Consider the following 13,461-nt stretch of genomic DNA (forward strand, 5'->3'; position numbering starts at 1 on the left):
CCACCGCCGGCGCAATCATGATGCCGACGACGAACCCCGCGCCCACGAGCAGTGCGACCACGGAGATGATGATCTCCAGCGTGTCGTGCGTGAACAGGCCAGGCGTGAAGCACAGCGCAACGGCGGCCGAGAAGCCGGACATGACCAGCCGCTGTGCGATCGAGGCGCCTTCGCGAAGGCGAATGTCGGTGCTGGTTGTCGCGTCGTCCATGCGGGCGGCTGATTCCGATGGCGCGAAACTCCACGGATGGGTTCGTGGAGTCAAGCAACAAGCACGACAGATGAAGCCCGGCCGCGAACCTCGGCGCCGTCAGCTATTCACGTTGAGCAGCCGCGCCACGGTGCGGTCGATCTGGTCGTAACTGCCTTCGCCTTCGTGCTGGAATACGATCTTGCCGCTCTGGTCGACAATGTATTGCGCCGGCCAGTACCGATTGCGGTAGGCGTTCCAGGTCTTGGAATCGTTGTCCTGTGCCACCGGATAGGTGATGCCGTGGCGCTTGAGCGCAGCCTGCACGTTGGAGGCGGAGCGCTCGAACGGGAATTCCGGCGTGTGCACGCCGACCACGACGAGACCCTTGTCCTTGTACTTGGCGTAGAGCTCGGTGACGTGCGGCAGCGTGTTGACGCAGTTGACGCAGCCATAGGTCCAGAAGTCGACCAGCACGACCTTGCCGCGGAGATCGGCCATGCTCAGCGGCTTCGAGTTGAACCAGTTGTTGATGCCGGTGAAGTCGGGCGCGGTCTCCTGATTCGCTGCCGCGACACGCACCGGCGTTGCGCGCGAAACCTCGTCGCAGATGCCGGGGATGACGGCGCCGGTGACGGTGAAGCCGATCAGCGCCGCGGCCACGGTGAGCAGTTTGATAGTCATGGACGAGTCCTCCGGTGAAATGAAGCCGATGATCACAGGCCGATCTGGCCAGTGGGATAGAAGCGGGTGAGCCAGGCCACGATGAGCGTGTCGTATTGGAAATAGGCGGCGACCGCGAAGGCGATCACGACCACGCCAAAGCCCTGCTGCAGCCGCGGCGAGATGCGGGCGAGGCTGCGCACGCGTGTGCTCGCGGCCTGTCCGCCATAGGCGATCGCCAGCATCGGCATGGCCGCGCCGATGGCGTAGCCGACCAGCAGCGTGCCGGCCCAGGCAAGGTTCTTCGAGGTCGCCACCAGCGTCAGGATGGAGCCGAGTACCGGGCCGGCACAGGGCGTCCACACCAGGCCCAGCGTGGTGCCCAGCACGAGCCCGCCGAGTGCGCCCTCGCGCTGCGCGCCACCTGAGTTGCCGAGATCGAGCCAGCCGTTGAGCCGGATCGACAGCCATTCGAACGGTGTCGGCCACAGCATCAGGAGGCCGAAGCCGAGCAGCAGGATGGATGCGGCCTCGCGCAGCACGTTCGGATCGAAGTCGAACAGGCGCGTGATCGCGCCAAGCAGCAGCGCCGTCGCGGAGAAAGACATGACGAAGCCGAGCGCGATCATCGCAGGACGCAAGTGCCCCGCGCGCCCGATCGAGGCGCCGAGCAGGATCGGCAGCATCGGCAGTGTACAGGGCGCGGCGATGGTGAGGATGCCGGCAAGGACGGCGAAGAGAAGTTCGAGCATGGGTCCCTCATGAAGGGGGTCACGAGGGCAGTTCGGGTTGGGAAGTGCAGGCGTTACGGAGCGTCACACCTTCGTGACGGAATCTGTGCCGGCCCCGAGGGGGTGCGCTCTCCCTCGCTTGCAGAGGGCTGTGGAGGTGCTTTGCGCAACGGCGGGAGTGTGGCGAGAACACCCCCAAACACAAAACGACCCGGAGGGGGGCATCCCGTCCGGGTCGTTGGAGGTCTTGGGAGGTTTAACGAAACCGTATGTGGACTTTATAGGGGGGAAGTTTTTCCGCCTGATGTTGTGCTTCGTTTCAATTGTTTCGTCGGCGGTAACGCTTCCGTGTCCCCGGATAGGACCTGAGAAATGGTCCTATCCCGTTGAAATGATTGAATTTAGGCCGCGAAACGATCGACGCCGGCGCCCTTAAGCAAATCGGCGAGCTGCTTGCGGGCGTAGAACATCCGCGTCTTCACCGTGCTCTGGGGGATGCCGATGATCTTGCCGACCTCCTCCACCGACTTCTCGTGGTAGTAGACGAGGTTGATGATCTCCCGATGCGCCGGCGACAGCTTCTGCACGCAGGCGCGCAGGATGGCGCTGGTGTCGCTGCGGTCGAGCGAGGTCTCCGGCGTGTCGCATCCGTCGGCAATCTGGCGCACGTCTTCCTGGTCGATGTCCTCGAAGCGGCGCTGGCGCATCGCGGTCAGCGCCTTGAAGCGGGCGATCGAGAGCAGCCAGGTCGAGACCTGCGAGCGGCCCTGGAACTGGCCGGCGGTCCGCCACACGTCCAGGAAAACCTGGCTGACTAGGTCTTCCGCCGTGGTGGCGTCGCGCACGATGCGCAGGATGAAGCGGTACACGCGTACATTATGCCGGCAATAAAGGATGTGCATCGCCGTCCGGTTGCCGTCAGCAATGCTTTCGAGGAGCATGTCGTCCGAGGTCGCCTGAGCGGCAACGATGCTCTGGCTGGCTTGGGCGTTGATGGCGATGACGTTCGGCATGGACTTGGCTCCCCGTAGCGCCGCAACCGAGCGGCGTTTCCTTGGATCGAAGTGTTAATGAGCCAACGTTTCGGGACGTCTGCACGAAAAGGGGAAAATGGTTTCGTGCGCCGCCAAATTGTTTCGTCGGAGGGACGGCGACGAAACATTCGGGGCAAAAAATCGTGTGATTTCAATGTACGGAAAATACGGGGAAGGCGATTTGGCGTCGCCCTGAGCCGCCGGGAACGTATTTCCGGCTTTTGCGTTCGGTCGTGCCAAACCCACCACTGTCGTCCCGGGGCGCGAAGCGAGCCCGGGACCCATAATCCCAGGCTGCAGTTTTGCGAAGACTGGTAGCTACCAGCCCGGCGTCATCACCACGCCGTGTGGTTATGGATCCCGGGCTCGCGCTGCGCGCGCCCCGGGATGACAGCGGCAGGGGCCGCCGCGCCCGCTACGCCTTCTCGCCCTGTGGCGAGAACAGGTACCCGCCGCCGCGGATGGTGCGGATCACGGCCGGTTTTGCCGGATCGGGCTCGATCTTGCGGCGGATGCGCATGATGCGGAGATCGACGGCGCGGTCGAAGGCCTCGGCATCGCGTGCATTGGCCAATTCCAACAGGCGCTCGCGCGAGAGCACGCGCTTCGGATTGGCCGCGAACACTTTCAGGAGCCCGAACTCGGAGGCGGTCAGCGGATGCTCGTTGCCCTCGTCGTCACGCAACGCCTGCGCTTCGAGATCGAGCCATTTGGTGCCGAAGCGCACCAGCTGGTCCTTGTCGGATTTCGCCGCCGAAGCGTCGGGCGTCGCGGCCTTGGCTGGCATGCTCCGTCGCAGCACCGAGCGGATGCGCGCCATCAGCTCGCGCAGCTCGCACGGCTTTGCCACGTAATCGTCGGCACCGAGTTCGAGCCCGACCACGCGGTCGATCGGGCTCGCGGTCGCCGTGAGCATGATGACGGGCACGTTGATGCGGCTCTTGAGGTCGCGAATGATCGAGAGCCCGTCTTCCTCGGGCATGTTGAGATCGAGCACGACCAGATCGGGCATGCTGCCCTGGATCGCGGCGCGCAAGCTCTTGCCGCCGTCGCACAGCGTCACGGTGAAGCCGTGCATCTTGAGGTAATCGCCGACCATCTCCCGGGCCGGGGCCTCGTCGTCGACGATCATGATGTGCTGGCTCTGGGTCATGGGCTTTGCATCACGGCGTTTCAGTCGCGGGGAGGGTGATGGTGAAGGTCGATCCCTTGCCGGGGCCGTCGCTGTCGGCGGTCACCTCGCCGCCATGCATGTCGATGATACGCTTGACGATGGAAAGCCCAAGCCCCGTCGAGCTCTCGCCGGCGGTCGGTTTTGCCGAGAGCCGCTGGAACCGGCCGAACAGGCGGCCGAGATCCTCTGGCGACAGGCCGGCGCCCTCGTCGCTGACGCGGACGATGGTGTCGCTGCCCTCATGGGTGACGGCCACGTCGATCCTGCCGCCGATCGGCGAGTACTTGATGGCGTTGCTGATGAGATTGTCGATCGCCTCGCGGATGCGGTCGGTGTCGCACATCGTGACGATGTTGGGCGGAGCGGTGACGCTGATCGCCTGCTGCTTGTTGACGGCGAGCGGCTGGTTGGCCTCGGCGACCTCCTTGACCAGACCCGCGACGTCGACCGGCTCGCGGCGGATCGTGATGTCGAAGGCATCGGCCATCGCATCCGAGATCAGATGATCGACCATCGTGGTCAGCCGCTTCGTTGCGTCGCGGATGTGGTCGACCTGGGCGACCACGCCGCTTTCCGAGGCACCGGTCGAGATCAGCTCCTTCAGCATCTCGGTGCGGCCGAGAATGACGCCGAGCGGATTCTTGAGATCGTGCGCGACGGTGCCCAGAATCTCGTTCTTGAAGCCGTTGGCGCGCTGCAGCCGCAGCCATTGCGCGGAGAGGCGGCGGTTGGCCTGCATCAGCGCGCGGGTGCGCTGGGCGACGCGGTCTTCCAGCTGCGCATTGGCGTCCTGCAGCTGCTGATAGAGGATCACGTTGTCGAAGGCGATCGAGAGCCGGCTGGAGAAGATCTCGACCAGCGAGCGGTCGGTCTCCGACAGCTCGCGCTCGGCCTGGAGCAGCACCACGACCTCGCGGCCGCTCCCGGTGCGCAAATAGATCACGCTGCGGTGGTCGGCGAATTCGTTCTTGCGGCGCTGGAACGCCGCCTCGACCATCTCGCGCAGGTCGGGATCGAGCGCCTTCGACGTGGTGGTGCCGATGAAGCGGCTGTAGCAGCCGCTGCCGGCGAGCACGGAGAGTTCGGGGTCGATGCCGCCATTGTCGCGCAGGACCAGGATGCCGGCGCAATCGACGTTGAGCAGCGAGGCGAGCTGGGTCAGCACGCCCTCGGCGAGCCGCTGCATCGACTTGAAATCGTACAGCGTCGAGGCGGCGTCGATGATGATCTCCAGCCCGCGCCGGGTCTGCACCATGCGCTCGAGCTGCTGATAGGAGCGCAGCGCCGCGGTCAGCGAGGTGAACAGCTTGTCGGCGGTGAGCTCGGTCTTGGCCTTGTAGTCGTTGATGTCGTACTGCACGATCACGCGCCGCTCGGGTGCCTGGCCGGGCTGGCCGGTGCGCAGGATGATGCGCACGGTCTCGTTCCTGATCTCGTTGCGGATGAACTCGACCAGCTCGAGGCCCGCGACGTCGGTCTCCATGATGACGTCGAGCAGCACGGCGGCGATGTCGTCGTGCGCGGCCATGAGCTTGCGGCCTTCCGCCGCGGAATAGGCCGAGAGGATCTCCAGGCCCTGGCCGTTCAGGCTGTAATCCGAGAGAGCAAAGCGCGTGCCGTCATGCACGGCCGGATCGTCGTCGATGACGGCGATCTTCCATTTCCGGGCGTTGGCATCCTCCGACGCGGTACCGGTGTCGTCGATCAGGTGGAGGACATCGTCCTGTTCGGCCATTGCGAAGATCCGTCACTTTCTGTGCTTTGCGCGCCGCCCTTGGCGACGCGGGGCATGATAATGCGAAAAGTAGTGCCTTGTCCCAGCTTGGATTCCAGCATCATGCGGCCGCCGAGCTGCTGGGTGACGAGGTTATAGACGATATGCAGGCCAAGTCCCGTGCCGCCTTCATTGCGCCGGGTGGTAAAGAAAGGGTCAAAGGCCTGGCGCTGCACGTCGGGGGTCATGCCGGCCCCGTCATCGGAGAAGCTGATCTCGATGTCGTCGGCCCCGCGCGCCCGCGCCGAGATCGCGATCGTGCCGGCGCGCCCGTCGCCGAAGGCGTGGTTGGCGGCATTGAGGAATAAGTTGGTCAGGATCTGGCCGTAGGAGCCGGGATAGCCGTCGAGCAGCAGCCCCTCGGGCACGTCGACCTTAAGCGTGATCGGGGAGCGCTTCAGCACCGGCCGCAGGCTGGCGATGATCTGGTCGGTGGCTTCGCTGAGCGAGAACTGCCGCCGCTCGGCGTGCGAGCGGTCGACCGCGACCTGCTTGAACGACTGGATCAGCTCGCCGGCGCGCTGGAGGTTGGCGACGAGCTGCTGCGAGGCGTCGCGCGAGGACTGCACGAATTCCTCCAGCTGCGACCGGCGCAAGCCACCCTCGCCCTTGAGCTGGGCCTCGAAGATCTCGCTGCGCCGGGCAAAGCTCGACGCCACCGTCAGGCTGATGCCGATCGGGTTGTTGACCTCGTGCGCGACACCTGCAACCAGGCCGCCGAGCGCCGCCAGCCGTTCGGCGTCGATCAGGTTCTGCTGCGCGGCGTTGAGCTCGAGCAGTGCGCTCTCGGCTTTCTCCTTGGAGGCGCGCAGCTCGTCCTCGGTCTGGCGCTTGGCGATCGCGTTCTCGCGGAACACCTCCACCGCGCGCGCCATGGCGCCGACCTCGTCGCGCGCTTTCGTGCCCTGCACCTCGCGGTCGAGGTCGCCGAGCGTGATCGCGCGCATCGCCGCCAGGATCTGCTGCAGCGGCAGGCGGATCGACAGCGCGATCAGGACGCCGGCGGTCAGGATGATGCCGAGGAAGATGACCGCGATCGACAGCACGCGCCGGGAAATGTCGGCCAGCGTGCGGTCGAAGGTCTCCTGCGCCTTCTGCTCGTGCTGGCGCATCTTGGCCGAGAGGTCGTCGATGGCGCCGATCGCCTCGGCCTGGCTGGCGTCGATGGTGTTGCGCAGCAGCTCGGTGCGGCTCGCGAGCTGCTCGGAGAGCTTTGCAAAGCCTTCCCGCAGTGCCGTGGTACGGGCCGCGAGCCGCCGCAGGGCCATCTTCTGGAGGTCGTTGTCGGCGAGATCGATCATGACCGGGATGGTCTTCTCGATCGTCTCGGTGTTGCGGCGCGCGTCGTCGGCCGCGCCCGCCGACTGCGACAGATAGTAGGAATTGGCCGCCACCAGCATCGCGGTGAAGGCCTCGCGCGACTTGCCGAGCGAGGGCCAGATCAGCGCGTCGCGATGGCCTGTGGCCCCTTCGATGATGGAATAGAGGCCGGCCATGTCCCTGGCCGGGCCCTGCACCTGCTCCTCATAGGTTTTCGCGATCGTCGCCTGCACGCTGCGCAGCTCGCCGAAGCCGTTGAGGAAGCGGTCGGTGGTGCGCTCCAGCTCTTCGACCGAGCCCGACAGCATCGGGTCCTTGGCGGCGCGGTTCGTCAGCGTGCCCAGCACCGCCTCGCGCAGCAGCAGGATCTCGGCGAACAGGTCTGGGCTCGGCTGGTTGATGTAGCGATGGATCAGGTTCTGCAGCCGCCCGGTCTCGGTTTCGAGCAGCGCCAGGATCCGGTCGGACTCGCGCACCCGGCGTACGTCGTCCCAGGCCGAGCCCAGCACCTGCGCGCCGTTCCAGATCATCGCCACCAGCACCACGACCACGGCGGAGTTCAGCGCGGCGATGGACAGGATGCGCCAGCGGATCGGCACCGCCCGCAACACGCCGACAAGCCGCGCGCGCAGCTGCCCCATCGGGCCGGGCGGCCTGTCCGCGTGTTCGCTATGTCCAGGCGCAGCCAACCGGCCTCACTCCACCTTGCGAATGCGTTCGATCAGCGCCGCCGCGGACGGGTCGCGTCCGGCCTTGGCGTAGATTGCGGCCATCGCCTCCTCGAACGGCTTGCGGTCGATGTCCTTGATGATGGTCACGCCTGCTTCCTGCGCCTTGCGCTGCGACTGTTCCTCGAGGTCGCGCCACTTCTCGCGCATGAACCCGCTGGAGCGCTGCGCGGCCTCCTTGAAGATCATCTGCTCCTCCGCCGACAGGCTTTTCCAGGCCTTGAGCGAGATCACCAGCACCTCCGGGCTCATCGTGTGCCCGGTGAGCGTGTAGTGACCGGCCTGCTTGTAATGGTCCGTCGTCACGAAGGATGGCCAGTTGTTTTCGGCGCCGTCGATCAGATGGTTGGCAAGTCCTGTCAGCACCTGCCCGTAAGGCAGCTCGACCGGTTCGGCGCCGAGCGAGCGGATCATCTGGCTCATCAACTCCGACTGCTGCACCCGGATCCGCAATCCGCTGAGATCCGCCACGCTTCGGACCGGGCGGACCCGGTTGTAGATCGACCGCGCCCCGGAATCGTAGAAGGCGAGCCCGACGAAGCCATAGGGTTCGAAGCTGCCGAGGATCTCGCTGCCGATCGGTCCGTCCAGCACCTTCTGCATGTGCTCGATGGACCGGAACAGGAACGGCATCGCGAGCACGTTCATCGCCGGAACGAAATTGCCGATCAGCGCCACATTGGTCCGGTTGAGGTCGATCGCGCCGGCCCGGGTCTGCTCGATGGTCTCCTTTTCCTCGCCGAGCTGACGGGAGTGGAACACCTTGATCTCGTGCCGGCCGCCGGTGCGCTCGGCGATCAGGCCGCCCATGTAGCGCAGCGCCTGGACGGTCGGGTAGTCCTCGGCCTGGGTATCGGCGGCGCGAAACTCGCGCGCAACGGCGCCCGTCGTCCAGACGGCAAGCAGAAGCGCGACGAAGATCACCCCGGTCCGCGAGAGTTCGGCACGGTTCAGCACTGGCACACTCAACCCCTCGGTGGTGGAGTCTATGGCGGAAGGAAAAGGTTCAATGCAATCTAAAGCGTTTTCAAGCGAAGTGGATACCGGTTCGCGTAAAGAAAACGCGTCAAATTAAGAAAGAGACCCGTTCCGATCGGAGCGGGTCTCTAGCAGATGGTCGGGGGAAGACCATCCCGGCTGGTTCCGCGGACCGATTGTGCGGCGCGGCCGCCGCTTATTCCCGATTGAAACCGCCAATGCCGCGCCTTAAGCATGGCAGCCGCATCCCGGCGCGCGGCAAGGGAGCCCTCGTGATGTCACCACTGCGCCTTTTGCAGCTCGGCGCCGCCCTTGCGGCTCTCTCATTGGCCGCGCCTTCGCGTGCCGCCACCGAGATTGCCTGGTGGCACGCCATGTCCGGCGAGCTCGGCCGGCAGTTGGAAAAGCTCGCCTCCGACTTCAATGCCTCGCAGTCCGACTACCGGATCGTGCCTGCCTACAAGGGCAATTACACCGAGACGGTGACGGCCGCGATTTTCGCCTTCCGCTCCCGCAGCCAGCCGGCGATCGTCCAGGTCAACGAGGTCGCCACCGCAACTATGACTGCGGCCAAGGGCGCGATCTATCCGGTGTTCAGCCTGATGCGGGACCAGGGCGAGCCGTTCTCGCTGGGCGATTACCTGCCCGCGGTCTCCGGCTATTACACCGATGCGGCCGGCAATCTGCTGTCCTTCCCGTTCAATTCCTCGACGCCGATCCTCTACTACAACAAGACCATGTTCCGCGATGCGGGCCTCGATCCGGAGGTGCCGCCGAAGACCTGGCCGGAATTGGGGGCGGCCGCGAAACGCCTGCGCGACCGCGGCGCCGCCTGCGGCTTCACCACGTCCTGGCCGTCCTGGATCCATGTCGAGAATTTTTCCGCCTTCCACAATTCGGCCGTGGCGACGCGGGCAAACGGCTTTGCCGGGCTGGATGCGGAATTGACCGTCAACAATCCGCTTCTCGTCAAGCACATCGCCCAACTTGCGGAGTGGCAGAAGGCCAAGCTGTTCGACTATAGCGGCCGCGGGCAATCGGCCGAGCCGCGCTTCCAGAAGGGCGAATGCGGCATCTTCATCGGCTCCTCGGCGACGCGCGCCGACATCAGGGCCAATTCGAAGTTCGAGATCGGCTATGGCATGATGCCATATTGGCCGGACGTGAAGGGCGCCCCGCAGAATTCGATCATCGGCGGCGCCACGCTGTGGGTGCTGCGCGACCGGCCCCGCGAGGAGTACAAGGGCGTGGCGCGGTTCTTCGCCTATCTGTCGCAGCCCGGCGTGCAGGCCGCCTGGCACCAGAACACCGGCTATCTGCCCGTGACCCGCGCCGCCTTCGAGTTGACGCGGTCGCAGGGTTTCTACGAGCGCAATCCGGGCTCGGCGATCTCCTTCGAGCAGGTCACGCTCAATCCGCCGACGGAGAGCTCCAAGGGCATCCGGCTCGGCTCATTCGTGCTGATCCGCGGCGCGATCGAGGATGAGTTGGAGCAGGCCTTCGCCGGCCAGAAGAGCGCGCAGGCCGCGCTGGATTCCGCCGTCGAGCGCGGCAACAAGCTGCTGCGCCAGTTCGAGCGCGCAAGTCCCGAGCGGTAGGGGCGTTTGCGGTCAGGTCTCGCTGCCCACCGCGAGCGAGATGCGCTCCCTCCCCGCTTGCGGGGGAGGGCTGGGGAGAGGGTTGTTTCCGCAATGGGACAATCCCCCAGAGGAGAAAGCCCTCACCCGACGCTTCGCGTCGACCTCTCCCGCAAGCGGGAGAGGTGCACCGTCTCCTCAGCTTGCACAGGGTGAACCAAAGCTAACCCCGCTTTCGATACGCATGCGCCAATGACAACCACATCATCGCAACAGCTGCCTCACCTCGCCGACGCGGACAGCTTTCGCGCCTTCCGCTCCGCGTCTTCGCGATGGCTTCCGATCGCGCTCGACGTTGCGCGCGGCCACGGTCTCGATGTCAGCACGCCGCATCTGTTTGCGACCGGCACCAATCTGGTGGTCGGTCTCGGCGACAGGCTGATCCTGAAGATCTTCCCGCCGCTGCTCCGCGCCCAATTCGTCTCCGAGCGCGGCTCGCTGACGCAGCTCGCCGGCCGTTTGCATCTGCCGATTCCCGAGATCGTTGCGGAGGGTGAGCGCGACGGCTGGCCCTACCTGATCATCACGCGGCTATCAGGCACGCTCGGCTCGGAGGTCTGGCCGCATCTGCCGGAAGACCAGAAGGAGCGCGTGCTGCGCCAGATCGGCGAGACGATCGCTTCCGTGCAGCGCGCCCCTCTTGGAGAACTCGCGCGGATCGAGCCGCGCTGGGACGAATTCATGCGCGCCCAGATGCGGGGGTGCCGTGCCAGGCACGAACGTCTCGGCCTGGCGCCGAAATTCCTGGCCGGCCTCGATGATCTCCTGCGCGATGCGGAAAAGCTGATTCCGATGGATGCGCCGCCGGTGATCCTGACCGGCGAATACATTCCGGAGAACTTCCTGCTCGCCTGCGATGACGGCGAATGGTCGCTCAAAGGCCTGTTCGATTTCGGCGACGTGCTGGCGGGATGGCGCGACTACGACCTGCTCGGCCCCAGCGCCTTCATGGCGGCGGGCCGGCCGGGCAGGGTGCGCAGCCTGCTCGAAGGCTTTGGCTATACGACGCTGGATTTCGCGCTCAAGCGCCGGCTGATGGCCTTGATGCTGCTGCACCGCGCCAGCGACCTCAACAGCCACATCTGCCTCGAGGGCTGGCAGGAGAGGGCGACGGATCTGGTCGAGCTTCAGGATTTGATCTGGCCTGGGTGAGCGCTCGCGCTCCACCTCCGATCATCCGGTCGCGCAGAGCGCACCTATCGCCTCGGAACGAAAGCCGGACGGTGCCGCGACAGCTCCGCCTTCAGGGAGCATTTCATTGCCGCCTTCGGAATGAGCTGACCCATAAAGCAGTCTAATTTATGTGCAAATGCCTTTCTTTGTATGCAATAGCGGCGAAGGATCGCTTGCCAAAGTTTTGGCCAGAAATGAATAAGTTATTCTTTGTCAGCGACTTAAGCCGGTCGTAACGCCTCGTTAAGCTCTGGCACGAACCTTGCGAATCCGGTTCCAACCAAAACCTTTGTGTTGGAGCGATTTCATGAAGCGCCGCGATTTCCTCAAGTCCGTTTCCGGATTGGCCGCTGGCGCGGCGCTTCCGGCCATGCCGTCCGTGATCTCCTCCGCCAAGGCCGATGCCCGCTCGGAGACCCTGCTGATCGTCTCGGAGGGCGGCCCCAACAATCTCGACATCCATGGCATCGGCACCAACGTGCCGGGCTACGAGGTGTCCTGGAATTGCTACGACCGCCTGATCAGCCACGAGATGAAGAGCGGCCCCGGCGGGGTGCCCTATTACGACCGCGACAAGTTCAAGGGCGAGCTGGCCGAAGACTTCAAGATCGACGACATGTCGGTCACCTTCAAGCTGAAGAAGAAAGCCAAGTTCCACGACGGCACGCCGGTCACGGCCAAGGACGTGAAGTGGTCGCTCGACCGCGCCGTCAGCGTCGGCGGCTTCCCGACCTTCCAGATGAGCGCGGGTTCGCTGACCAAGCCGGAGCAGTTCGTCGTGATCGACGATCACACGGTGCGCGTCGACTTCCTGAAGAAGGACAGGCTCACGATTCCCGATCTCGCGGTCATCGTGCCCTGCATCGTCAACTCGGAGCTGGTGAAGAAGAACGCCAGCGAGAAGGACCCCTGGGGTCTCGAGTTCACGAAGCAGCAGACCGCCGGCTCCGGTGCCTACAAGGTGACGAAATGGACCGCCGGCACCGAAGTGGTCATGGAGCGCAACGACGATTGGGTCGGCGGTCCCTTGCCCAAGATCAAGCGCGTGATCTGGCGCATGGTGCCGCAGGCCGGCAACCGCCGCGCGCTGCTCGAGCGCGGCGACGCCGACATCTCCTATGAGCTGCCGTTCAAGGATTTCCAGGAGATGAAGGCGAGCGGCAAGCTCAACGTGGTGTCGCTGCCGTTCTCGAACGGCATCCAGTATATCGGCATGAACGTGACCAAGCCGCCGTTCGACAATCCCAAGGTCCGGCAGGCGATGGCCTATGCGATGCCGTACCAGAAGATCATGGATGCCGTGCTGTTCGGCCTGGGCAATCCCATGTTCGGAGCGCCCAAGGACAAGGCCACCGAAGTCGCCTGGCCGCAGCCGCACAAATACAACACCGACATGGAGAAGGCGAAGGCGCTGCTGGCGGAGGCCGGCTACGCCAACGGGTTCGAGACCACGATCTCGTTCGACCTCAATTTTGCCGGTGTCAACGAGCCGCTCTGCGTCCTCGTGCAGGAATCGCTCGCCCAGCTCGGCATCAAGACCACCATCAACAAGGTGCCCGGCGCCAACTGGCGCACTGAATTGAACAAGAAGGAGATGCCGCTCTTCACCAACGTGTTCTCGGGCTGGCTCGATTACCCCGAGTACTTCTTCTACTGGTGCTATCACGGCAACAATTCCGTCTTCAACACCATGAGCTACAAGTCGGCGGAGATGGACAAGCTGATCGACGGTGCGCGCACCGCCGCTTCAACCGGCGACACGGCGACTTACGACAAGGACGTGAAGGGCTTCGTCGATCTCGCCTACGCCGACGTGCCGCGCATCCCGCTGTACCAGCCCTTCGTCAACGTCGCGATGCAGAAGAATATCAGCGGCTACCAATACTGGTTCCATCGGCGGCTCGATTATCGCGCGATGGCGAAGGGGTGAGAAATGCCGATCGTGCGCGACGAGGCCGCGACGACGGATGTCTTGCCGAGTAAGGTGAGCGCAACTCTCTCATTCCCTCTCCCCTTGTGGGAGAGGGTGGCTCGCCGCGTAGCGGCGAGACGGGTGAGG

At 64.7% G+C, this 13,461-nt stretch carries 10 protein-coding genes and 1 pseudogene; 3 read left to right on the plus strand and 8 right to left on the minus strand.

Annotated elements, in window-relative coordinates; genetic code table 11:
• From AX729_RS02365 to AX729_RS02400, 8 genes and pseudogenes are all read right to left on the minus strand, one after another.
• Positions 1–211 (minus strand): annotated as a pseudogene (locus tag AX729_RS02365) (hypothetical protein); the annotation flags it as partial.
• Between the two features lie 99 nt (positions 212–310).
• Complete coding sequence (locus AX729_RS02370) at positions 311–874, minus strand: thioredoxin family protein (RefSeq protein ID WP_061020312.1); 564 nt, start codon at positions 872–874, stop codon at positions 311–313.
• 32 nt (positions 875–906) lie between these two features.
• A complete protein-coding gene (locus AX729_RS02375; RefSeq protein ID WP_061020304.1) occupies positions 907–1,605 on the minus strand; it encodes a cytochrome c biogenesis CcdA family protein in 699 nt (232 codons plus the stop codon).
• A gap of 380 nt (positions 1,606–1,985) precedes the next feature.
• Complete coding sequence (locus tag AX729_RS02380; protein ID WP_061020305.1) at positions 1,986–2,597, minus strand: sigma-70 family RNA polymerase sigma factor; 612 nt, start codon at positions 2,595–2,597, stop codon at positions 1,986–1,988.
• Between the two features lie 436 nt (positions 2,598–3,033).
• Positions 3,034–3,771, minus strand: a complete 738-nt coding sequence (locus tag AX729_RS02385) for a response regulator (protein ID WP_061020306.1) — start codon at positions 3,769–3,771, stop codon at positions 3,034–3,036.
• Between the two features lie 10 nt (positions 3,772–3,781).
• Positions 3,782–5,527 (minus strand): ATP-binding response regulator, encoded by a 1,746-nt coding sequence (locus AX729_RS02390; RefSeq protein ID WP_061020307.1) that lies wholly within the window; start codon positions 5,525–5,527, stop codon positions 3,782–3,784.
• Positions 5,497–7,527 (minus strand): sensor histidine kinase, encoded by a 2,031-nt coding sequence (locus tag AX729_RS02395; protein WP_061020308.1) that lies wholly within the window; start codon positions 7,525–7,527, stop codon positions 5,497–5,499. The genes AX729_RS02390 and AX729_RS02395 overlap by 31 nt, the downstream gene beginning before the upstream one ends.
• Before the next feature lie 54 nt (positions 7,528–7,581).
• Positions 7,582–8,577: a TRAP transporter substrate-binding protein gene (locus tag AX729_RS02400; protein WP_061020309.1), complete on the minus strand. Its 996-nt coding sequence runs from the start codon at positions 8,575–8,577 to the stop codon at positions 7,582–7,584.
• Between the two features lie 290 nt (positions 8,578–8,867).
• Between AX729_RS02400 and ugpB the strand changes: the two genes are divergently transcribed.
• From ugpB to AX729_RS02415, 3 genes are all read left to right on the plus strand, one after another.
• Positions 8,868–10,190 (plus strand): sn-glycerol-3-phosphate ABC transporter substrate-binding protein UgpB, encoded by a 1,323-nt coding sequence (gene ugpB, locus AX729_RS02405; RefSeq protein ID WP_061020313.1) that lies wholly within the window; start codon positions 8,868–8,870, stop codon positions 10,188–10,190.
• A gap of 231 nt (positions 10,191–10,421) precedes the next feature.
• Positions 10,422–11,381, plus strand: coding sequence for an aminoglycoside phosphotransferase family protein (locus AX729_RS02410; protein WP_061020310.1), 960 nt, complete (start codon positions 10,422–10,424; stop codon positions 11,379–11,381).
• A gap of 328 nt (positions 11,382–11,709) precedes the next feature.
• A complete protein-coding gene (locus tag AX729_RS02415) occupies positions 11,710–13,332 on the plus strand; it encodes an ABC transporter substrate-binding protein (RefSeq protein WP_061020311.1) in 1,623 nt (540 codons plus the stop codon).
• Positions 13,333–13,461: the final 129 nt, after the last annotated feature.

This window comes from Bradyrhizobium sp. CCH5-F6, from assembly GCF_001556045.1.
Taxonomy (GTDB): domain Bacteria; phylum Pseudomonadota; class Alphaproteobacteria; order Rhizobiales; family Xanthobacteraceae; genus Bradyrhizobium.